A 21,601-nucleotide genomic window follows, 5' to 3' on the forward strand; every position below is an offset into this window, starting at 1 on the left:
ATGCCCCGACGGATCGGTTACGCCCCAGGCGTATTCGACATGTTCCACATCGGCCATCTCAACCTGCTCCGCCGCGCCGCGTCCCATTGCGACCACCTGGTGGCAGGGGTGCTCTCCGACGAGATGGCGATGCAGGCCAAGGGCCGCGTCCCGGTGATCCCACTCGGGGAACGGATCGAGATCGTGCGGAACATGGTCTTCGTCGACGAGGTCTGGCCCGAGAACGTCACCAGCAAGGTGGCGACCTGGCGCGAGGTCAAGTTCGACCTGCTGTTCAAGGGCGACGACTGGCGGGGTACCACCAAGGGTGACCGGCTCGTGGCCGATATGGGCAAGGTCGGGGTCGAGGTCGTTTTCCTGCCCTACACGGCACATACCTCGAGCACGATGCTGCGGGGCGTGCTGGAGAGCCGGACCTTGTCGAAGAATGCCCTGAGCAACGGCACCAAAACCACGGTGAGCCCGTCGGAATGATGCTCGAGAACCCCGAAACCCCCGTGGCCAGCGTGACGGCCCGCGAGGTCGGCACGGTGCTCCGGCTGCGCTGGTTCACGATCGCGCTCGCCGTGCTGCTCGGTGCCGGCGTGGCCGCGGCGGCCAGTACCTACCGGACGCCAACGTATTCCGCGACCGCGGTCGTCACCTTGTCGTCCATTACGGACAATCCACTGTCGACCGGAACCCCGCGCACCGTGAACGGCGCCACCGAGGCCGAGGTCGCCCGGTCGACGGAGGTGGTGACCGAGGCGGCCGCCCGGCTCGGTCACCCCTCGGTGGGGGCCGAACTGGCGCGGCGGCTGACCACCACCGTGCCGGCCAACTCGCAGGCGCTGTCGGTCACCGTGACGGATTCGTCCGCACGCGGCGCGGCCGCGGCGGCGAACGCCGTGGCCGGGGCGTACCTCGACATCCGGACCGGGATCGCGCGACGGCAGGTCGACACGGCGCTGGCGCAGCTCGACGCGCAGATCGGTCAGCTCGCCGACCGGCAGCGCGTGGTGACCGGCACCACCGTGGACCCGAAGGTGTCCCGCGCCGACGCGGTCGCCGCCGCGGCCGAGGCGGAGGTGCTTTCGGGCACCCTGACCGATCTGCGCCGGCAGCGCAGCCAGGTGCTCGCGACCCCGGTCGTGGCCGGGAACCTGATCGGACCCGCCGGGGTGCCGGCCGCACCGGCCGGACCGTCGTTCGTGTTGCTGGTACTCGCCGGGGCCTTCGCCGGTCTGCTCGCCGGTCTCCTAGGGGCGTTGGTACGCAACCGATTCGATCACCGTCTGTACACAGTGGACCAAGTCCGCGCCGTGACCGGCGCACCCGTGCTCGTCGAGGTCGGCGGCGGGGCCGCGGCGGACACGGCCGGTTTCGACCGGCTCGCCGGAGTCGTCGCCGCACGGTTCCGGCCGCGACCGGTGGGCCCGGTCGTGGTCATCGGCCGGGGAAATACGGGATTCAGTGAGGTCAGCGCCCGTACCGCCGCGGCGCTGTCGCGGTACTACGCCCCGGCGGTGCTCGCCTGCCCGTCCCCGGTGGTCGCCGAGACCGTGGCCGCCATCGAAGCCGACGTCACCGGTCCGGAAGGGGTGCGTGTCCTCGGCTTCGGCGTGGCCGAGGATCCGCACGAGATCCAGGGCACCGTCGAAGACGCCGGTGCAGACCTGGTCGTCGCCGACGCGGTCCACCTCGGCCGCCGTGGTGCGGCGATGTCACTGACCGGCGCGGCGTCCGGGGTCGTCGTCTGTGTCTGGCTCGGCCGGACGACTTCCGGTGACCTGCGTGAGCAACTGGCCGATCTGCGGGCCACCGGGGCCGAGGTCATGGGTGTCGTCGCGGTGCGTGCTTCCCGTCCGCTCAAAGAGAAGGTGACAACTGTGTTCGGTGTTCCCTCGGCCGGCTCACGCTGGATGGCCCGTGAACTGTCCACCGTGGAAAGCAGAATCGGGAGCCCCTCACGGTTGCTGATGGTCTGCTCCAGCGGCGGGCATCTGGCCCAGCTCCACATGCTCCACGACTGGTGGTCGCGGTATGACACGCACTGGGTCACGTTCGACTGCCCGCAGGCCCGCGAGCTGCTGCAGGGTCGTTCGGCGTCCTGGGCATACCACCCGACGACCAGGAACATCCCCAACCTGATCCGCAATTTCCTGCTCGCGGTGCGAGTGCTGCGCGAGCAGAAGCCCGACGTGGTGGTCAGCACGGGAGCCGGGGTCGCGTGGCCGTTCATGGTGCTGGCGCGGCTTTTCGGGGCGAGGACCGCTTATCTGGAGGTGTATGACCGCATCAGCTCGAAAACGCTGACCGGGCGGTTGTGCCGGCCGTTCACGGACCTGTTCATGGTGCAGTGGCCCGAGCAGGAGCGGTTGTATCCGGGCAGCGTGGTCGTGGGCACGGTGTTCTGATGGCACCGCTCGTCTTCGCGTCGGTCGGCACCGACCATCATCCGTTCGACCGGCTCGTCGGCTGGCTGGACGACTGGGCGGCGCGGCATCGGGACATCACCGTTGTCGTCCAATATGGACATTCGCGGGCGCCCGCGGTTGCCACCGGCCATGCCATGCTCCCGCCGAGCCGGCTGCGCGAGTACATGGCGGACGCCGCGGCCGTCGTGGTGCACGGCGGCCCCGGGCTGATGCTGGATGCCTGGAGCAGTTCACGGCTGCCGATCGTCGTCGCCCGCGATCCGGCGATGGGCGAGCACGTCGACGGCCACCAGCTGGCTTTCGTCGACTACCTGCACCATCAGGGGCTCGTCGCGCCGGCCAGGACCGAGGACGAGCTGTCCGGGCACCTTTCGCGCGCGGTGGCCGACCCGGCCGCGTTCGCGTGCGAGCTGCGCGTGTCTTCGACGGCCGAAACGGCCAGAACCGTGGGGGAGAACATCGCTCGGCTGCGGCCGCGCCGGCGCGTCATCAGAAGAGGGGAACGATGAGTAGCAACCAGACACCAACCGTGTGGAAGTTCGGCGGGGCTTCGCTGGCCGACCAGGGGCAACTGCGCGCGGTCGCGAAGCGGATCGCCGACGCGTACCGCGGCGGCCGCCGGATGGTCGTGGTCCTCTCGGCCATGGGGAAATGGACCGACGAGCTGCTTTCCCTGGCACGCGGTGTGTCGAGCATTTCCCAGCCGCGTGAGCTGGACACCTTGCTGTCGGTGGGCGAGCCGGTTTCCTGTGCGCTGGTGGCCATGGCGGTGACGGAGCTCGGCGTGCCCGCCGTGTCGCTGACCGGGAGCCAGGCCGGGATGCACACCGACCGGCGGTACGGCGACGCGCGCCTGGGCGCCATCCGTCCACAAAGGATCATCACCGAACTCGCGGCGGGGAAGGTCGTCCTGGTCGCGGGTTTCCAGGGCACGGCCGCGAACGGTGACACGACCACCCTCGGCCGTGGTGGTTCGGACCTCTCGGCGGTGGCACTCGCCGCCGCGCTCGGGGCGCCGGAATGCGAGATCTTCACCGATGTACCCGCGGTGTTCACCGCCGATCCTCACGTCGTGCGCGGCAGCCGCCGGATCGGCACGCTCCGGCACGAGCAGATGCTCGAAATGGCCGACGCGGGAGCGCGCGTGCTGCAGTCGCGATCGGTGGAACTGGCGCTGTCCCAAGGGGTCGACATCCATGTCCGGTCGAGTTTCACCGACGAGGACGGGACCTGGGTCCGGCGCAGCCCGGAAAAGCACGGCGGTGCCGGCGACGCGGTGATCGCCGTCGCGCACCGCGACCGTGAGCCGCTCTATGCCCTGAGCGAGGCGGGAAACCCCGCGGCGACCCTCGCGCAGCACGGCCTGACGGTCGTGGGCATGGCGCCGGTGGGCAACGAGATCCGCTTCACCACCGCCCAGGACGTCACGCCGGGCGCGGTCGTTTCTGTGCTCGGCGAGAAGGTGACCGTTCGCAACGAGATGGGCAGCGTGTCCGTCGTTGGTGCCGCCGTCACCGACACTTCGCGGATGCTCAGCCGGATCCTCACCACCCTGGGCGCCGCGGGGGTCAAGATCGAGCTCGTCACGACACGGCCGTGGCGGGTGACGGTGCACGTGGAGACGAAGGTCGTCGCCGACGTGGCGCGCTTGCTGCATGAGGAACTCGTGCTCGCCCGCGCGGTGACGCAGGGCCTCGCCCCGCGCGTGCCGTCCGCACCGGTGGCCGCCGCGGTGAGGGGGAACCGGTGACCGCCGTCGGCGAACGCGGCGCACTCGCCCTGACTACTGCAAGTACCCTGCGGACCCGGCCCGGTGAGCGGCTCGCGGACGTCTGGGAGGAGCAGGCCGACCGCCTCCCCGATCACCCGGCGGTCGAGGCCGACGGCGAAGCGCTGACCTTCGACCAACTCGACCGGCGCGCGAACCGGCTCGCCCGTTTCCTGCTGGCACAAGGGTTACAGGCCGGTGACCGGATCGGCCTGGTGTTCGACCGGCCGGTCGAGTCCTATACCGCGATGCTCGCTGTGCTCAAGATCAACGCCGTCTACGTGCCGCTGGATCCCGCGTTCCCGCCGGACCGGCTGGCCTACATCCTCGGCGACGCGGACGCGCGCACGGTGCTATCGCTTTCCTCGGTCACCGGTCTGGACCACCTGCCCGTGCGGATTCTGCGGCTGGACAACGAAAGCGCGCGTATCGAGGAGCAGGACGACAGCCGTCTCACCGGTCACGAACGCCGGGAGACCGATCTCGCGTACATCATCTACACCTCGGGGTCGACCGGCCGCCCCAAGGGCGTCGCCATCGAACACGCGTCGATCTGCAACTTCGTCCGGGTGGCCGCCGAAACCTACGGGATCGAGCCCGGCGCCCGCGTGTACCAGGGCATGACACTGGCCTTCGACTTCTCCGTGGAGGAGATCTGGGTGCCGTGGCTGTCCGGCGCGACGGTGGTGCCCAAACCGCCGGGCGCGAACCTGCTGGGGCACGAGCTGCACCGTTTCCTCACCGAACGACGGATCACCGGGCTGTGCTGTGTGCCGACCCTGCTGGCGACCGTCGAGGAGGACCTGCCCGCGCTGGACTTCCTGCTGGTCTCGGGCGAGGCGTGCCCGCAGGATCTGGTGGCCCGCTGGCACCGCCCCGGACGCCGGTTCCTCAACGTCTACGGCCCGACCGAGGCCACCGTCACCGCGACCTGGACCACGCTGGCGCCCGGAAAACCCGTCACCATCGGCGTTCCGTTGCCCACCTACTCCGCCGTCATCCTCGATCCGGACGATCCAGGACGAGCCCTGCCGCCGGGCACCATCGGCGAGATCGGGCTCGCGGGTCCCGGCCTGGCCGCCGGGTATCTCGGTCGCGAAGACCTGACCGCAAAGGCCTTCGTACCGGATTTCCTGGACCTGCCCGCGAACCCGTCCGGGCGGATCTACCGGACCGGTGACCTCGGCCGGATCGGCGCCGAAGGCGAGATCGAATACCACGGCCGGGTCGATCTGCAGGTCAAGATCCGCGGCTACCGGATCGAGCTGACCGAGATCGAGTCGGTGCTGATGGAACTGCCGGGAGTCGGCGCCGCCGTCGTCGACACCTGGGAGCCGACGCCGGGCAACGTCGAGCTGGTCGGCTATTACACCGCCCGCTCGGGGGTTCCGGCCGTCCGTGCGGACGACCTGCTGGCCGTCCTGCGCGACCGGCTGCCCGCCTATATGGTGCCGGCCTACCTGGAACGGCTGCCGCGGATCCCGTTGACGCCACAGGACAAAGTGGACCGTCGCGCACTGCCCGTGCCGAGCCATCGCCGTGCCCCTGCGGACGATGCCTATGCCGCGCCCGAAAACGACGTGGAAGAGACGCTCGCGCGGGCGCTGGCTCGCACGCTGGGCTTGGCGCGGGTGTCGGCGGAGGCGCACTTCTTCGCTGACCTCGGCGCGAACTCCTTGCTGCTGGCCCGTTTCGCGGCCGCCCTGCGCAAGGACGGTGCCGTCGTCGCGCCCTCCATGCGTGAGATCTATGGCAGACCCACGATCCGGCAACTCGCCGCCGTGCTGCGCCCAGCGGAACCGTCGCTGGCGCCCGCGGGCACCATTGCTCGCACGCGCGGTGGCAGGTACGTGTGCTGCGGCGTGCTGCAACTTCTGACCTTTCTCGGGTATTCCTGGCTCGGCGCGTTCGCGACGTTCCACGTCTATCTGTGGATCTCCGCGGCGGGTACGACAAATGCGCTGCTCGCACGGGCCGCCGCGGCCGGCTCCGCGGCCGTGGTGACCATCGTGATGGTGCCGATCCTGCTGAAATGGATGCTCGTCGGCCGGTGGAAGCCAGGAGAGTTCCCGTTGTGGGGCCTGCGATATTACCGGTTCTGGCTGGTCAAGACGGCGATCACGATGAACCCGGTCGTGCTGCTCGCCGGTACTCCCGTGTACGTGTGGTACCTGCGGCTGCTGGGCGCGCGGATCGGTCGCGGCGCGACCGTGCTGTCGCGGATCATGCCGATCGTGACGGATCTCGTGTCCATTGGAGACGGTGCGCTGGTCCGCCGGGACGTGACCTTTCCGGGATACCGCGCTGAGCCGGGCAAGCTCCGGCTCGGTACCGTTTCGATCGGCGAAAAAGCCTTCGTCGGCGAGATGACCGTGCTGGACATCGAAACCGTCATCGGTGCGGGCGCCCAGCTCGGGCACTCCTCGTCGCTGACCGCCGGTCAGTCCATTCCGGACGGTGCGAGCTGGCACGGCACTCCCGCCCGGCCGGCCGAGGTGAACTACCGGCGGGTCGAGCCGTTGCCCACCGGACGTGCTCGCCGCACGCTTTTCTCGCTCGTGCTCGTGGGCGCGCCGCTGCTGGCTCTCGCGGTGGTGGTCGCGTTACTCGCGGCGTTCGCGGATACCACGATCTTCGTGCGGGCACTCGAAATCGTGCGTGGATCGGGCTCGTTCCAGCTGCTCGCGGCAGTGCTGTCGATGGGAGTCTTCCTCGCTGGAGCCCTGGCTCAGCTGATGGCCATGGTGATCGTCCCGCGAATCCTGCACCGGTTCGTCGTGCCGGGGAAGATCTATCCGCTGTACGGATTCCATCATCTCATCACGATGATCATCACGGCGATGACGAACTCCCCGTTCTTCATGCGACTGTTCGGCGACGCGTCCACAGTGGTCGGTTACCTGCGCAAGATCGGCTACCGGATGCCCGGTGTCGTGCAGACCGGCTCCAACTTCGGCACGGAACTCCGGCAGGACGCGCCACTACTGTCCACAGTGGGCAGAGGGACGATGGTCTCCGACAGCCTTTCGGTGGTGAACATGGACTACTCCGCGACCTCGTTCCGGATGTCGCCCGTCGAGATCGGCGCGTGGAACTTCCTCGGCAACGACATCGCCTACCCCGCTGGCGCCAGGGTCGGGGACAACGTGTTGCTGGGCACGAAGGTCATGGTGCCGATCGACGGGCCGGTCCGGGAAAACGTCGGCTTGCTCGGCTCGCCCTGTTTCGAGATCCCCCGCTCGGTCGCCCGGGACGCCGAGTTCGGCTACCTCGCGCGCAGGGCCGAACGGCGCCGGCGCTTGCGGCGCAAGAACCGGTACAACACGGTCAGCCTGCTGTTGTTCCTGCTGGTGCGCACCCTGCAGGTCGGTGTCAGCGTGCTGCTCGCGGAGTACGCGCTGCTCGGCCTGCCCGGCATGTGGGGCCTGTTCTGCTCCGCGGTCACGCTGACGCTGTTCACCCTGCTGTACCCGATCGCGATCGAACGGCTGGCGCTCGGCCGGAAACGCCTGACGCCGCAGTTCGTCTCGATCTACGACCCGTACTTCTGGTGGCACGAACGGTTGTGGAAGCTCAGCAGCCCGGCGCGGCTGAACGGGACGCCGTTCAAGGTGCTGTTCTGGCGGCTGCTGGGCGTCCGGATCGGACGGCGCGTGTTCGACGACGGCTGCGACATGCCCGAACGCACCCCGGTCACCATCGGCGACGACGCCGTACTGAACTTCGGCTGTACCATCCAGTGCCACTCGCTCGAGGACGGCAGTTTCAAGTCCGACTACACGACCATCGGGTCCGGCGCCGTGCTCGGCGTCAAGTCCTTTGTCCATTATGGAGTGACGATGGGCGACGGCTCGGCGCTCGAGGCCGACGCGTTCCTGATGAAAGGCGAGCAGGTCGCGCCGTTCACCCGGTGGGCGGGCAACCCGGCCGCGGAAATCCCGTCCGGCGAACCTCCCCGGCAGCGCCGCCCGTCCGACCATCCGACCCCCGCACAGAAGAGGACGCCATGACCGAGACGACCACCCCCGCCCACGCCGCGCTCGGCCCCTGGCCGCGAGTGCTGACCTCGTTGCCGGGTCCGCGGTCGGCGGAGCTGCTGACCCGGCAGCAACGGCGCGAGTCCAACGCCCGGGTCTACCCGAGGCATTTCCCGATCGCCGTCGCCGAGGCGTTCGGCAGCTATCTCCGCGATCTCGACGGCAACGTGTTTCTCGATTTCCTTTCCGGCGCGGGGGTTCTCTCGCTCGGGCACAACCATCCCGAGCTGGTGGCCGCGGCGGCGAGGCAGCTGGGGCTGTTCACCCACGGGCTCGATCTGGCGAGCCCGGCGAAGGACGCGTTCACCACCGCGCAGCTGTCGATGCTGCCGGACCGGATGCGGGACCGGATGAAGATCCAGTTCTGCGGGCCGGCGGGGGCCAACGCGGTCGACGCCGCGATCAAACTGTGCAAGACCGCGACCGGGCGCGGCGGGATCGTCTCGTTCCAGGGCGGGTTCCACGGCAGCAGCCACGCCGCGATGGCGCTCACCGGGAACGTGGCGCAGAAACGGCCGATCGCGGACGGGATGCCCGGCGTCAGCTTCTTCCCGTTCTCCTCGTGTGGTTCGTGCCCGCTAGGCCTGCGGCCGGACTCGTGCGAGACGAACTGCGTCACGTTCCTCGAACGCACGCTGCGGGACCCCAACGGCGGGATTCCGCTGCCCGCGGCCGTGATCATGGAGATGGTGCAGGGCGAAGGGGGAGTGGTGCCCGCGCGCCGGGAGTTCGTGCGGCGCGTGCGCGAACTCACCCGCGAGCTGAACGTCCCGTTGATCGTCGACGAGGTGCAGACCGGATGCGGCCGCACCGGCACGTGGTACGCGTTCGAGCAGTACGACATCGAGCCCGATGTGATCGTGGCGTCGAAAGCGCTTTCCGGGATAGGGCTGCCGGTCGCGATCGTGCTGTACGCGCCGGAGCTGGACCGCTGGCGGCCCGGTGCGCACACGGGCACCTTCCGCGGCAACCAGCTCGCGTTCGCCACGGGTGCCCGCGCCGTGGAGATCATCCGGCGCGACGACGTGCTGGGCAACGTACGCGCTCGCGGCGCGCAGATCTCGGCCGGCTTGGCGGATCTGGCTTCGCGCCGCGGGATCTCGGAGGTGCGGGGGGTCGGCCTGATGTGGGGTGTCGAGCTCGCCGAACCGGACGACGGCCGGACGGTCGGCGAGCTGGCGCAGGACGTGCAGCACAACGCGTTGCGCGCCGGGCTGATCGTCGAGCTCGGTGGTCGCGACGATCGCGTGGTCCGCCTCCTGCCACCGCTCAACGTCACCGCCGCCGAGGTCGACGCGGCCCTCACCCTGCTGCGCCTGGCCATCGACCAAGCCCTCCCCGGCACTTGACCGCGAGTCGTACCTTCAAGACGGCGAGTTCGACGCCCAAGACGGCGAGTCCTACGTTCCAGACGGCGAGTTCTACGTAATTGGCCGGTACCGTCCGTGCCGGAAACCTTGAGTGTCGAACTCTCGGTCGTGGATGTAGATCTCGCTGTCGTGGGTGTCGGACTCGCCCGGTCAGGTGAGCAGGCCGGTTTCCCGGGCGCGGGAAAGCGCTTCCGCGCGGTTGTGCACCCCCAGCTTCGCGTAGATCGTGACCGTCTGTTTCTTGATCGTGTTCACCGACACCGACAGCTGCCTGGCCGTTTCGGCGAGCGTGGCGTGGCGGGCGATCGCGGCGAGCACCTCGCGCTCGCGGTTGCTCAGCACCACGAGATTCCCGGTGACCCGGTAGACGTCGCCGCCGCGGGTGACCGCGCGGATCGTCTCCTCGCGCACCGGATTCCCCGTTTCCTCCGACAGGTGCGTGAGCACGTCGCCCGGCAGCGTCGCCAGCAGCCGTTCCAGCCTGTTCCGGTTGATCAGCCGCGCGGCGGTGAGGAAGTCCTGCGCCGCCTTGTCATCGGCACCCGTGGCCAGCGCGCTCGCCGCCTGCACCAGCAACAGTTCCGCGTGGTCCCGCACGGTCAGGCCCGGATCCCAGCGTGCCGTCGCCGCCACCTCGTGCGCTGTCTCGGGCTCGTCCGCGAGGTAGTAGAGCCGGGCCCGCAGGATCCGCAGCCGCGTGTCGGTGAGATCGAGGTCGTTGTCCTCCAGACACGCCATCGCCCGGTTCAACTGGCCCAGCGCGAGCAGGAGATCGATCCGGCACTGCGCCATCAGCTGCCGGGGCAGGCCCGGGTGGCCGAGCAGCTCGGGATGCTCGTGTTCGGCCCGGTTCAGCAGTTCCAAACCGGTTTCCGGCCGCTTACGCAACATCGCCAGCCGGATGCGGGTGAACACGACCATCGGCCACAGTTCGGTCGACTCCCACAGCGGGCGGGCCTCGCGCATGATCTCCGCGGTCAGGTCGAGCTCCAGCCGGTCCGTCGCGCGCAGCGCCGCCGTGATCTTGGCGGCACCGGAGGCCAGCTGGGCGGGCTGCCCCGAGCTCGCCTGGATGTTCCGGACGGCCGTGAGCCAGATGTCGCTGTCCTGCGCGTTGCCGAGATAGGCGTTGAGCAGCGCGAGCCGGGTGGCCGCGTCGACCTTGAGCCGGTGGCCCTGGTTGGTCTCGACGAGATCGTAGGCCTGCCGGGCGAGTGCGAGCGCCTCGTCGATCCGGCCGGCCATGTCCGCGGACAGCGAGCACTGGAGCCGGAGAGAGACGAGGTGGTGCGGGTGCGGCGTGCCGATGGCGTCGGCCTGGTCCGAGATCCGGCGCAGCAGACCTCGCAACATGTCGAGGCTTTCGGTGAACTCCCCGTCGAGGCGCCGCCCGATCGCCGCGGCCGCTTGCAGCGACATGACCTCGGCAGGGGACATCCGGTCGTGGTTGCGGCCGAGCTCGGCCTGCCCGGCCTGGGCGTAGGCCCGCAGGAAACCCGCGTGCTTCGGGCCGGCCGGGGCGGCGTCCCAGCGGCGCGCGACGACTTCGGCGAGCGACAGCGCGGGGTAGCGTGCCTTGACGTTCTCCGGAACAGCGGAATAGCAGTACTCGACCTCGGCGGGCAGCTCGTCGGCGAGGCTCGTGCCGCGGCGCAGCCACACCCGGTTCAGCGTGGCCCAGTCCTCGCCGAGGCGCGCGTAGCGCATGGCCTGCGGCAGCTCGTCGGGGTCTCCACCGGTGACGGCGTCGCGGGCCAGCTCCTGATACACGGTTCGCCGCAGCTCCGGATACCGTTCCTTGCCGTGGTCGGACAGCAGCGCGCGGGCCGGTTCGAACACAGTCCAGTGGAACTCCGACCCCGGCTTCGCCTTGGTCGCGAGCCCGGCGTCCTCCAGCACCCGCAACGCCCGGCCCGGGTCGCCGGGTGAGCGCAGCGCAGCCAGGATCAGCCGGCAGCTCCGCCAGGTCAGCACGTCCGGCAGGGCCAGCGCGGTGAGCACGGTTTCGCCCAGGTGCCGGCGGGCCTGCGGCAGGATGGCCGTGCGCAGATAGCAGGCGACCGCCGCCTGGCTGCCTTCCGCGTCGAGGCATTTGCGCAGCAGGCCCAGCCAGCCGTTGGCGGTCTTGCCGAGCGCGAGCGCGGTCTCCCGGTTGACCTCGTGCCCCCAAGCCGTTGTGTAGGCGGGGATCTCGGCCGGGGAGATGCGCAGCTCGGTGGCGCCGATGTAATGCGCGGCCGCGGGCCACCGGGCGATCGGTTCGACCAGCGCGTCCGCCCGCCAGGTCGAGAGGGCGACGTGCAGTTCCGGGTACGTTCGCACGGCTTCGACGAGCTCACCGACCACTTCGGACGAGAGCTGCTCGGCGTCGTCGATCGCCAGGGTGATCAGGTCCGGCCGCGCGTGCACGGAATGCCCCTCGCGCGCGGCCGGGATCTCGGCCTCCAGTGCGGACCACGCCGGCACTCCCTTCCGCCGCAACGCTTCGAGGAACGACCGGACCGCGGTCTCGTCGGCGGATCCCCGCGCCCACAACACGATCCGGCCCGCGTCGCGGAGCCGGTGCGCCCATTGCCGCAGCAACGTCGTCTTGCCGAACCCCGGCGGGGCGTTGATCACCACGAGCGGGCGCGACGAGTCGAGCCTGCGTAGCAGGGTCAGTCGCCGTACGGTGTTCGTTCGCGGGCCGACATCGAATCGCAACAGCCGCAACCAGGCTTGGTCGTCGGCGTGTGGTCTGCTCTTGGTCTGGCCAGTGAACATGTTTGCCCTTAGCTGAGGGGAAAGCGACGGTCGTCCGCGATCGCGGGCCGATGGCTGCACCGGCCGCCTCGGCGAGGGGTCACCGTATCGATCCACCGCGCCGTCGAGCCGTGCGGAACATGCGGTTTCATCATCGTCTTGGTCCGGCGGATGGTCCGCGCCGCACAATGGCCCACCGAATGGTCCGCAGGCCGGTACTGGTCCGCGCGATGGTCCGCCATTATTCGGTGTGTCGCCGCGGGCACCATTTTTCGCGCATGACGCGGAGCGTGACGAACCGCTGGTCGAAGGTGAAATCTCGCGCGATTCGGCGCGTGTGTCGTCATTAATTGAAAGCGCTTTCTCGTGCTGCCGGGCCAGGATCCCCCACCTCGTGGGCCTGAAGCATCTTCACGTCCGGATGCTACTCACAGTTTGAGCTGCTTCCTGTTTGGGTGATATATGCCCGTTTGGTGACACGTAATGGGTGACCTTTCTCAGGGGTCGAGCCGCGTTGGTCTCACTCAATAGTGGCATCGCCTGCTCCGATCGAGGGCCGGTCGATCACGCCACGCGGAATGGGCGTTCGTCGTTATGCTGCGCGTCATTCGGTACTTACCGAGCACGGGTGGCCGGTCTGTGTCGCCGCCATTCCCGATGAACGGAACTCGCGGAAGCGCGTGTCGCTCGCCCCGAAAATGGCGTGCGGCCGTATCGGCCCCCGCCGCGTGCTCTGCTGCCGAAGACGACGAGGCGAAATCCCTGGTGAAGCGAAGAACTACGACGCTCGCGCGAAGCGAGCTCCGGGTCGAGGTTGAGAGTGGGAGAATGGTGGCGTTTGCCGACTTCTACCGGCAGTACTACCCGCAGGTGCGCGGGCTGGCGGCCGGGCTGGCGCGGGATCCGGAAGCGGCCGAGGACCTCGTGTCCGAGGTTTTCGTGCGCATCCTGGAGAAGGTGCGAGCGCGGGAGTGGTCCGCCGGCAAGGATGTGCGGACCCAGATCCAGCGCATGACGCACAACACGTACTACCAGAACCACCGGCGCGACGGGCGGGTTCAGCTGGTTCCCGACCTCCCGGACGGCGAGAGCGTGCTGGAAGGGATCGGCGCGGTGCTGGAGCGCGAGGACAGGCTGGACTGTGTGGAGCGCGCGTTCTTGACGCTCTCCCAGCGGTACCGCACGGCACTGTGGCTGAAGTACGTGGCGGGCTGGAGCAACGAGGAAGTGGGGAACCAGTTGAGCGTGGCCACCGGCACCGCGGCGGTGGTGGCGTTCCGGGCGCGTGAGCGGTTCCAGCAGGAGTACCGGAGGCTGCTCGCCGTCACGCCGGATCTCGTCGCTAGCGGGCGGAACTGAGCTATTACAGCGAACGGGAAATCAGCCACCATCAGTTGATCATGGTCGGCCGGCTTGACTCCGGATCCCCGGCGGCCCAATGATTTCCGTGACCGGCGGGTATCTCCCGGGCCGCGATCACTTCCGAACCCGCCGCGCGAAGCGGTGTTCATGAGGGCGCATTTCCCGAGTGCGCACTCTCCCGGTGGGGGGAGCGCGAGCCGGGCCCCGAAGCCCCGACGGGCCCGGCTCGCGTTCCTCACCGCCACCACAGGACAGGAGAAGCATGCCCCGGCTCTTCAGGTTGTCGCTCCTCGTCATGGTCGTGGTGGTGGGCGTCGCGGGCATCGTCGTCGCGTTGGTGCTGCCCGGCTCGGACGAGGAATTCGGCGGGCGAAGGCTGGTCTGGTCCGACGAGTTCTCGGAGAGCGCATTGGACAGAGCAAAGTGGACAGTCGTGGATCGTTCGACGCTCGGCGACGGGAATGACGAACTGGCCTGCCTGATGGACCGCCCGCAGAACCTGAACGTGAGTGGCGGGCAGCTGCATCTCGTGGCCAGGAAGGAGCCGGTGCCAGTCCGATGTGGACAGGACGACAGCAGGTTTCCCGGTGGCCGGGAGTACACCTCCGCGTACCTGACCACGAAGGGACTGGCGAACTTCACCCACGGTGCGTTCGTGATGCGCGCCCGGCTGCCCACCGCGCCGGGTGTGTCCAAGGGTTTGTGGCCGGCGTTCTGGCTCCGCGCGGCGGGAGGCGGCCCGGGGGAACTGGACGTGTTCGAGGGGATCGGCAGCGGGCCGGACGAGGGCGAGTGGAACAAGGTGCACCAGACGGTCCACTTCGATTACGTGCCGACGTATCCGAAACAGACGACCGCGGCCGTGACCCCACGCGGAATCCCGTCCGACGGGATGCACACGTACGCGTTCGTCTGGGAACCGGACGAGATCCGGTGGTACATCGACGGAACGCTGACCTACGAAAGGTCCGCGAAGGCCGTGCCCTGGCTCGGGAAGATCCTGAACCAGCCCTACCAGCTGCGGATCAACCTGGCCGTCGGCGGGAAGTGGCCCGGCGATCCCGGCCCGGCCACCGCGTTTCCCGCCGGCTACGACATCGACTTCGTGCGCGTCTACCAGTAACGGCGCGGACGACGGGAAGAAAGGAACAGATCAATGGTTCAACGCTGGACATCCCGATTGCTGATCGGCACGGTGCTCGTGTCCGGGGCGATCGCGGCCGGCGCGGGCAGTGCCGGCGCGGCACCGATCGTCGAGATCACCACGCCGGTGCTCGGCATCTCGGTCCTGCCGCCGCAACCGCCGGACGACACCCCGCCGGCGCCTGACGTGCCGCCGGTCGATCCGGACGGGCCCGGTGCGGGTGACGTCGTGCCCCAGCTGAACGTGGGGGAGGAGTTCGCCTGGCCGAACGGCCTGACGATGTCCGTCACCGCGATCCGGGGCGAGCTGCCGCTCGAACCGCACGATCAGGTCGGCTTCACCCGCGAGGTGTCGGTCGACCTACGGCTGACCAACACCGGGGACACCGAGCTGCGGGGCGGCCCGTACGCGCTGACCCTGACCAGTGATCTCGGCGAGACCACGCCCACCGGTCCGGCCTCGGGCATGATCACGGTGCCACCGCACCAGAGTGTCGAGTGGTCGCAGCACTTCCTGCTCACCGCGGATGCGCTGAGCGACCTGGACGTGCAGGTCATCGACCAGTCCATTCCGGACGGTCCCACCGCCGTCTTCCGCGGCACGGCGTGATCCCTTCCCGGTTCCCACCCCACCCCGCCGATGATTGGAATCGAATGTCGAGCGTCACCACGGACCGGCCCTCGGTCAGCGTCATCATCCCGACCCGCGATCGTCCGCACCTACTGCAGCGGGCCGTGGATTCGGTGCTGCGTCAGGACTATCAGGGCAGCGTCGAGTGTCTCGTGGTGTTCGACCAGACCCGGATCCAGCACATCGAATGGCCGGTGCGCACGCCGAACCGCTGGGTGCGGGCCGTGCGGAACACCCGGACGCCGGGGCTCGCGGGTGCGCGGAACACCGGCTATCTCGCGGCGAGCGGTGAGCTCCTGGGCAACTGCGACGATGACGACGAGTGGTTTCCGCACAAGATCTCGGCCCAGGTCAGGCTGCTCACCGAGAATGCCACGGCGAGTGTCGTGTCCTCCGGTGTCCTGATCAGCTACGGTGATCGCGACATCCCGCGCCCGGCCCCCGGCGCGCCGCTCGATTTCGCCGACTTCATCCGGCACCGCCATCCCGAGATCCACCCGTCGACCTTCCTCACCCGGCGCACCGTGCTCGAGGACGGCATCGGCCTGGTCGACGAGGAGATCCCGGCGAGCTACGCCGAGGACTACGAATGGTTGCTGCGCGCTGCGCGGGTCGGCCCGGTGCATGCCGTGCCGGCGCCACTCGTCCGCGTGCACTGGCACGCGGAGTCGTACTTCAGCACCAAATGGCAGAAGATCCACGACGCGCTCACCTGGCTGCTCGACGCCGTCCCGGAGTTCGACCGGGATCCCTTGGGCAAGGGGCGGATCGAAGGGCAGATAGCGTTTTCCGCGGCGGCACTGGGAAAGCGCCAGGACGCGCTGGCCTGGCTGGCCAAGGCGTTGCGGCACAACCCCGGTGGCCGTCAGGCCTGGGCGTCGCTGTTGCTGCTGACCGGGCTGGCCACGCCGGAGCGCGTGCTGGCGCTCGGACACCGGTTCGGCAGGGGAATCTGACCGCGTATGCAGTCCACAATGGACATCGACCTACGGGCGCCGGTGCTCCCGCTCTGGCCGGTATGCCTCCCGCTCGCCGGCTATCCGCTGTTCTGGGCCACTGGATTCGGCTACCTGGCGTTCGCCCTGTGCGCGGTCCCGATGTGCGTGCTGCTGGCGGTCCGGGGCGACGTCCGGATGCCGGCGGGTTTCGCGCTGTGGCTGCTGTTCGTGGCCTGGGTGGTGTTGTCGGCCATCGAACTCGACAGTGGGTTGCGGCTCGTCGGCTTCGTGTTCCGGCTCAGCGGCTATCTCGCCGCGGCGGTGATCTTCCTTTATGTCTACAACCTGCCCAGGTCCGAAATGGACCACGTGCTCGCCGCGCTGTGTGCGTTCTTCGCGGTGGCCGTCTGCGGCGGCTGGCTCGGCCTCCTTTTCCCCGACGGCAAGCTGAACACCCCGTTGTCCGCCCTGATGCCGTCGACGCTGACGTCGAACTCCTATGTGGACGCGCTTGTCCGGCCCGCCTTCGCGGAGGTGCACCAGCCTTGGGGCGCGCCGGCCCCGTTCCGGCGCCCGAGCGCTCCCTTCACCTACACCAACGGCTGGGGCTGTTCGGTGGCGCTGCTCGTCCCGTGCGTGCTGGCCTACGCCGCCACCCACCGGGGCCGGGCCCGCGCGATCGCGCTCGTCCTGCTCGCGGCGGCGGTCCCGCCCGCCGTCGCGACGCTCAACCGCGGCATGTTCATCGGCCTGGGAGTGGGGCTCGGCTACGCGGCTCTCCGCCTGGCGATGCGGGCACGCTGGCGCACCCTCGCCCGTCTCGTCGCGGTCGCCGGGGTCGCCGTGGCGTTCGTGCTCGCCTCCGGTACCGCCGCTCGCCTCACCGAACGTGTGACCTACAGCGAGACCAACGAGAACAGGTCCGCCCTGTACCAGGAAGCGTTCCGGGGCGCGGTGACCTCGCCGGTGTTCGGGCACGGTGCGCCGCGTCCGTCGGCCGTGCTGGACATCTCGGTCGGCACCCAAGGCCAGATCTGGAACGTGTTGTTCTGCTACGGCTTTCCTGGGCTGGTGTTCTTCGCGAGCTGGTTCGTCTGGGTCGCGTGGGTGAGCCGGCGCTGGCGGCACCTGAGCGACCTGTGGCTGCACACCTGTCTCGTCGTCGGCGCGGTCTCGATCTGGTACTACGGCTACGACGGCCCGCAGTTGCAGGTGGTGCTGACGGTCGCGGCCATCGTGCTGGCCCGGGTGCGGCCGCGGTGACGATCACGGCTCCGGCGACGGCGGTCGCGCGCGACGGGCTCGTCGCGCTGGCAGGTGCCGGCACCGCCGCGATTTCCGGGCTGGTGCTGAACGTCATCGTCGGGCGTGGTCTCGGCGCGGCGGCCGCCGGCTCGTTCTTCGTCGTCGTCGCGATCCTCACCGTCGCCGCCACGATCGGCAAGCTCGGTGCCGACACCGGATTGGTCTGGTCCATGTCGCGGCTGCTCGCCCGCTCTCGCGAGGCCGACATCCGCAGGACCATCCTGATCGCGATCGGGCCCGTCGTGCTGGCGGGAATGAGCCTGGGCGCGGTGCTCTTCGTCGCCGCCCCGCACCTCGGCCCGGCCGTCAACCCGCATCTGCTGCGGATCGGTGCGGTGTTCCTCGTGGCGGCCGGACCGGTGTTCGCGCTCGCGGCGGCACTGCGGGGCCTGCGCGGGATCGGCTCGTACACGGTGGTGCAGAACATCGTGCTGCCCGGGCTGCGGGTGCCGCTGGTGTGGTTCGCGGCGGCAGCCGGGCTCGGTCTCGCCGGCGCGGTCACGATGTGGAACCTGCCCATCGTCGCCGGCCTGCTCCTCGCGATACCGCTGCTGATCCGGAAACTCCGGCGCCTGCCGCGCACCGGCGGTACGCGCGCGCGGGAACTGGTCCGCGAGTTCTGGGGTTACAGCCTGCCGCGCGGCGCCTCCGCCGCCCTCGAGGTCACGCTGACCTGGGCCGACGTCCTGATCGTCGCCGCGCTCACCTCGCCGGCGCAGGCCGGGATCTACGCCACGGCGAGCCGGTTCGTCACCACCGGCACGATGGCCGAAGGCGCGCTGCGGGTCGCGATCGCCCCGAGGATCAGCCGGCTGCTCGCGACCGGCGACCGCGCCGGCACGGCCGAGCTGTGCGGCGTCAGTACACAGTGGACAGTGTTGCTGTCGTGGCCGCTGTATCTCGGTCTCGCCGTGTCCTCGCCGATCGTGCTCGGCATCTTCGGCCGCGAGTTCACCCAGGGCGCGGTCGCGCTGTCCATCCTGTCGGTCGCGATGCTCGCCGTGATGGCCGCCGGCAACAACCAGACGGTGCTGCTGATGAGCGGCCGGACCGGCTGGCAGCTGGGGAACAAGGCGGCGGCGCTCGCGCTCAACCTCGCCCTGAACGCGGTGCTGACCCCGGGCCTGGGCATCACCGGCGCGGCGATGGCGTGGGCCGGGTCGGTCTTACTGGACGCCGGTCTCGCGCTCGCCGAGGTGCGATACGGGCTGCGGATCGCGGTTCCTCTCGGCCGGGTGCTGCCCGCCATGCTCATCGCGGTCGTGAGCGTCCTGCCCACCGCGGTCGTGGTGTTGGGCCGTTCGGGTGTATCGATTTCCGCCTTTTGCGCAACGGTGCTGGTGGACGCCGCGTTGTTGTTGCTGATGGTGTATCCCCGCTGGAAACGTTCCCGCCGGGGGAGATAACCCGGACGGGGGAGAAAGTCGCGGAGTGTCGTCATGTCCCTGGGCGGGAGCCGGTCCAACCCTCGAATTGCAGAGTGCATTGCAGTCGTGACGGAGGGAGACCGCGGTGGTTCAGGCCGGGACGCCAGGCTCGGGCGCTGGTCTGCGCGAGGAGGTCCGGCGGATCGGTGAGGACCGCGACTGGACGGCGCTCGAAGCGTGGTGCGATCAGTTCTGGCCGGTACTGGACACTCCCGCCGTCAAGGAGGTCCTGGTCGTGCTCCGATCGGTACCGGAGCGCGAGCTGCTCGCCCGGCCACGGCTGATGATGTTCGTGGCCGTGGCGTACTACGCCGCGTTCTCCTCGGACGATGTCGAGCTCCGGCCGTTCGTCGAGCAGTACCTGGACTCGGCCACCCGGGTCGCGTCCACAATGGACGTGGCGCGGGAGGATTCGGCGACCACGCTCGTCGTCAGCGGTTCCGCGGCCCTGGTGTCCCTGCGCTACCGCGGGCAGTTCGCCGAATCGGTGGCGTTCGGCGAGCGGCTGGAGGCACGCCTGGCCCGGCTGCGATCGGGTCCGCGCGGCGGCTGGCTGCCGTTGCAGCAGGGGATCACGCACTCGCTGACCGGCGATTTCGAGCGGGCCGCCGGCGAGTATCGCCAGGCACATCAGCAGGCGAGCCTGCTGCAGGTGCCCGCCGCGGCGACGCTGCGAGCCGCGGCGGCGGCCAACCTGGCCATGATCTCCGCGCACACCGGAAACGGCGCGACCGCTCGCGAGTGGCTCGGCGAACTGCGGTCGATCCCGTTGCCGGCGGGCTGGATCTCCCATCTGGTCGGGATGGCCGGGGCCGTCGCGGAGGGCTGGGAAGCGCTCGACCGCTACGACTCCATGACGCTCGAGGAGATCCTGGAGATCACGGGCGACGGTACCGCGCCGGTCGAGATCTGGCCGTTCATCAACCCGCTCGCCTCCGCGCACGGGCTGTTGTGGGGTGATCCCGCCGCGTCGCTCGCGCACCTGGACACGGTCCGGTTCGACCACGCGCGCCTGCTCACCGCGCAGGGAACCGCGCGCTGGGTGCTGCGACGGGCCCGGCTGGACCTGCTAATCGCGACCGGCCGGGCGAACCGTGCGCTCCGGTATCTCGGCGAAACGGGACAGCGGGTGCGCTGGCTCGCGGTGCCGGCGGCCCGGTTGCGGCTGTTGAGCGGAAAATACGCGGCCGCACGGACGCTGGCCGCCGACGGCGACTCGGCCGCGCCGCGCGACCGGCTGCAGTTGCTGCTCATCGGGGCAGTCGCCGCCGCGCGCCTCGGTCTGCGGGTGGAAGCCGTTGCGCGCGCACGGGAAGCGATGCGCGAGCGTTCTTCGGACGAGGTGCTGTCGCTCGCCCTGCTGAGCGAGGAACATCGCGACGAGATCTTCCGCCTGACCGACGTCCCGCTGACCGACATGGCGGCGGAAAGGCTGGCCGGCGTGCGCCCGGTGTTCCCCGAACGCGTCGAACTCGTCGAGCTGACCAATCGCGAGCAGGCCGTGCTCGGCAAGCTCGACGGCGACGGAACCGTCGCGGACATCGCGCGTGAACTCGTCGTGTCCGCCAGCACCGTGCGGACCCAAGTGCAGAGCCTGTACCGGAAACTCGGCGTGTCGACCCGGCAGGAAGCGGTGCTGCGCGCCTACGAACTCGGTCTGCTCTGACACTCGAACAGGCTGTAAATCATTGCTGCGAAGCCATTTCCGGACGGGCCCGGGATAGCCTGACCTCGATAGGCGCCGCGAGCATCCTTCAGGCCCGGCGGCCTTTCCCTTTCCAGCCGGGGAAATCCGGCTGTGGCTGAAATGCACGATGCCGTTCGCAGCTGAGGAGTTCCGGTATTCATGAGTACGATCGCCGTGCCGGCATGTGAGGAGCCGGCGGTTGACGCGCCGACGATCCTGCGGGTCGCCCATTTCGGTCCGCCCGATCTGCTCGCCCGCGGCGCGGAGGCCGTGGTGCGGGGGGACCGCTGGCTGCACTGGCTGGGGCAGGAGCAGGACCCGAAGTCGTGTCACCTCCTGGTCTCACGCACGGCGGTGGATGTCCTGATCGTGCGGCACGGCATGGATCCGGACGGGCGCGTGCTCGCCTCCCTGCGTGATTTCGTTTCCCCCTTCTCGACCGTCGTCCTCGGCGAACGGGACGCGATTTCCCCGGAGAACCTGCGGAGGGCGATTCACCTGTCCCGCGGGCAGGCGGTCCCCGCCGGTGTGGAAGCGCCGGGCCGCACCGCGCGGACGCTGGTCACGGCCGCGGAGCTGGAGGTGCTTTCGCTGGTGTCCGAAGGATTCCGGACCGAGGCGATCGCGGAACTCCTGCGCATCTCGCCCAACACCGTCAAGAAACGCGCCCAGCGGTTGTTCATGAAACTGCGGGTCCGCGACCGGGCACACGCAGTCGCGAAGGCCTACGAGTACGGGCTCCTCCCGCACGGGCCCGGCCGGTGAAACGACATC

Annotated in this window: 15 protein-coding genes; 14 read left to right on the plus strand and 1 reads right to left on the minus strand. The window is 69.5% G+C overall.

Annotated elements, in window-relative coordinates; translation table 11 throughout:
- Genes LOZ83_RS31765 through LOZ83_RS31790 form a run of 6 tightly spaced genes read left to right on the plus strand, consistent with a single transcriptional unit; the run spans position 1 to position 9,571 of the window.
- Positions 1 to 474 carry an adenylyltransferase/cytidyltransferase family protein gene (locus tag LOZ83_RS31765; RefSeq protein ID WP_236795441.1) on the plus strand — a complete coding sequence of 158 codons (474 nt, stop codon included), beginning with the start codon at positions 1 to 3 and terminating at the stop codon, positions 472 to 474.
- Entirely contained in the window at positions 471 to 2,396 is a 1,926-nt protein-coding gene (gene pssD / locus LOZ83_RS31770; protein ID WP_236795442.1) for a PssD/Cps14F family polysaccharide biosynthesis glycosyltransferase, read from the plus strand. The genes LOZ83_RS31765 and pssD overlap by 4 nt, the downstream gene beginning before the upstream one ends.
- Positions 2,396 to 2,926 carry a glycosyltransferase gene (locus LOZ83_RS31775; protein WP_236795443.1) on the plus strand — a complete coding sequence of 177 codons (531 nt, stop codon included), beginning with the start codon at positions 2,396 to 2,398 and terminating at the stop codon, positions 2,924 to 2,926. The genes pssD and LOZ83_RS31775 overlap by 1 nt, the downstream gene beginning before the upstream one ends.
- Entirely contained in the window at positions 2,923 to 4,167 is a 1,245-nt protein-coding gene (locus LOZ83_RS31780) for an aspartate kinase (protein ID WP_236795444.1), read from the plus strand. The genes LOZ83_RS31775 and LOZ83_RS31780 overlap by 4 nt, the downstream gene beginning before the upstream one ends.
- Entirely contained in the window at positions 4,164 to 8,195 is a 4,032-nt protein-coding gene (locus LOZ83_RS31785) for a Pls/PosA family non-ribosomal peptide synthetase (RefSeq protein WP_236795445.1), read from the plus strand. Before LOZ83_RS31780 ends, LOZ83_RS31785 begins: the two co-directional genes overlap by 4 nt.
- Positions 8,192 to 9,571: a diaminobutyrate--2-oxoglutarate transaminase family protein gene (locus LOZ83_RS31790; protein ID WP_236795446.1), complete on the plus strand. Its 1,380-nt coding sequence runs from the start codon at positions 8,192 to 8,194 to the stop codon at positions 9,569 to 9,571. The genes LOZ83_RS31785 and LOZ83_RS31790 overlap by 4 nt, the downstream gene beginning before the upstream one ends.
- Before the next feature lie 171 nt (positions 9,572 to 9,742).
- On the opposite strand, the gene LOZ83_RS31795 is transcribed toward LOZ83_RS31790, so the two are convergent.
- Positions 9,743 to 12,355 carry a LuxR C-terminal-related transcriptional regulator gene (locus LOZ83_RS31795; protein WP_236795447.1) on the minus strand — a complete coding sequence of 871 codons (2,613 nt, stop codon included), beginning with the start codon at positions 12,353 to 12,355 and terminating at the stop codon, positions 9,743 to 9,745.
- Positions 12,356 to 13,162: 807 nt separating this feature from the next.
- Between LOZ83_RS31795 and LOZ83_RS31800 the strand changes: the two genes are divergently transcribed.
- From LOZ83_RS31800 to LOZ83_RS31835, 8 genes are all read left to right on the plus strand, one after another.
- Entirely contained in the window at positions 13,163 to 13,693 is a 531-nt protein-coding gene (locus LOZ83_RS31800) for an RNA polymerase sigma factor (protein ID WP_236795448.1), read from the plus strand.
- A 265-nt stretch (positions 13,694 to 13,958) separates the two neighbouring features.
- Positions 13,959 to 14,819: a family 16 glycosylhydrolase gene (locus LOZ83_RS31805; protein WP_236795449.1), complete on the plus strand. Its 861-nt coding sequence runs from the start codon at positions 13,959 to 13,961 to the stop codon at positions 14,817 to 14,819.
- 33 nt (positions 14,820 to 14,852) lie between these two features.
- Positions 14,853 to 15,449, plus strand: coding sequence for a hypothetical protein (locus LOZ83_RS31810; RefSeq protein ID WP_236795450.1), 597 nt, complete (start codon positions 14,853 to 14,855; stop codon positions 15,447 to 15,449).
- Between the two features lie 44 nt (positions 15,450 to 15,493).
- Positions 15,494 to 16,426 (plus strand): glycosyltransferase family 2 protein, encoded by a 933-nt coding sequence (locus LOZ83_RS31815; RefSeq protein WP_236795451.1) that lies wholly within the window; start codon positions 15,494 to 15,496, stop codon positions 16,424 to 16,426.
- Positions 16,427 to 16,444: 18 nt separating this feature from the next.
- A complete protein-coding gene (locus tag LOZ83_RS31820) occupies positions 16,445 to 17,671 on the plus strand; it encodes a hypothetical protein (RefSeq protein WP_236795452.1) in 1,227 nt (408 codons plus the stop codon).
- On the plus strand, positions 17,668 to 19,119 hold the full coding sequence (locus tag LOZ83_RS31825; RefSeq protein WP_236795453.1) for a lipopolysaccharide biosynthesis protein: 1,452 nt from the start codon (positions 17,668 to 17,670) through the stop codon (positions 19,117 to 19,119). The genes LOZ83_RS31820 and LOZ83_RS31825 overlap by 4 nt, the downstream gene beginning before the upstream one ends.
- A gap of 106 nt (positions 19,120 to 19,225) precedes the next feature.
- A complete protein-coding gene (locus LOZ83_RS31830) occupies positions 19,226 to 20,806 on the plus strand; it encodes a LuxR C-terminal-related transcriptional regulator (RefSeq protein WP_236795454.1) in 1,581 nt (526 codons plus the stop codon).
- Positions 20,807 to 20,986: 180 nt separating this feature from the next.
- Positions 20,987 to 21,592 (plus strand): LuxR C-terminal-related transcriptional regulator, encoded by a 606-nt coding sequence (locus LOZ83_RS31835; RefSeq protein ID WP_236795455.1) that lies wholly within the window; start codon positions 20,987 to 20,989, stop codon positions 21,590 to 21,592.
- Positions 21,593 to 21,601 lie beyond the last annotated feature (9 nt).

Source organism: Amycolatopsis sp. GM8, from assembly GCF_021653975.1.
Classification (GTDB): Bacteria; Actinomycetota; Actinomycetes; order Mycobacteriales; family Pseudonocardiaceae; genus Amycolatopsis_E.

Bases quoted from the DNA above. Each gene is read 5' to 3' on its own strand.
- LOZ83_RS31765 (WP_236795441.1), top strand. From the start codon at position 1: ATGCCCCGACGGATCGGTTACGCCCCAGGCGTATTCGACATGTTCCAC.
- pssD (WP_236795442.1), top strand. From the start codon at position 471: ATGATGCTCGAGAACCCCGAAACCCCCGTGGCCAGCGTGACGGCCCGC.
- LOZ83_RS31775 (WP_236795443.1), top strand. From the start codon at position 2,396: ATGGCACCGCTCGTCTTCGCGTCGGTCGGCACCGACCATCATCCGTTC.
- LOZ83_RS31780 (WP_236795444.1), top strand. From the start codon at position 2,923: ATGAGTAGCAACCAGACACCAACCGTGTGGAAGTTCGGCGGGGCTTCG.
- LOZ83_RS31790 (WP_236795446.1), top strand. From the start codon at position 8,192: ATGACCGAGACGACCACCCCCGCCCACGCCGCGCTCGGCCCCTGGCCG.
- LOZ83_RS31795 (WP_236795447.1), bottom strand. From the start codon at position 12,355: ATGTTCACTGGCCAGACCAAGAGCAGACCACACGCCGACGACCAAGCC.
- LOZ83_RS31800 (WP_236795448.1), top strand. From the start codon at position 13,163: ATGGTGGCGTTTGCCGACTTCTACCGGCAGTACTACCCGCAGGTGCGC.
- LOZ83_RS31805 (WP_236795449.1), top strand. From the start codon at position 13,959: ATGCCCCGGCTCTTCAGGTTGTCGCTCCTCGTCATGGTCGTGGTGGTG.
- LOZ83_RS31810 (WP_236795450.1), top strand. From the start codon at position 14,853: ATGGTTCAACGCTGGACATCCCGATTGCTGATCGGCACGGTGCTCGTG.
- LOZ83_RS31815 (WP_236795451.1), top strand. From the start codon at position 15,494: ATGTCGAGCGTCACCACGGACCGGCCCTCGGTCAGCGTCATCATCCCG.
- LOZ83_RS31820 (WP_236795452.1), top strand. From the start codon at position 16,445: ATGGACATCGACCTACGGGCGCCGGTGCTCCCGCTCTGGCCGGTATGC.
- LOZ83_RS31835 (WP_236795455.1), top strand. From the start codon at position 20,987: ATGAGTACGATCGCCGTGCCGGCATGTGAGGAGCCGGCGGTTGACGCG.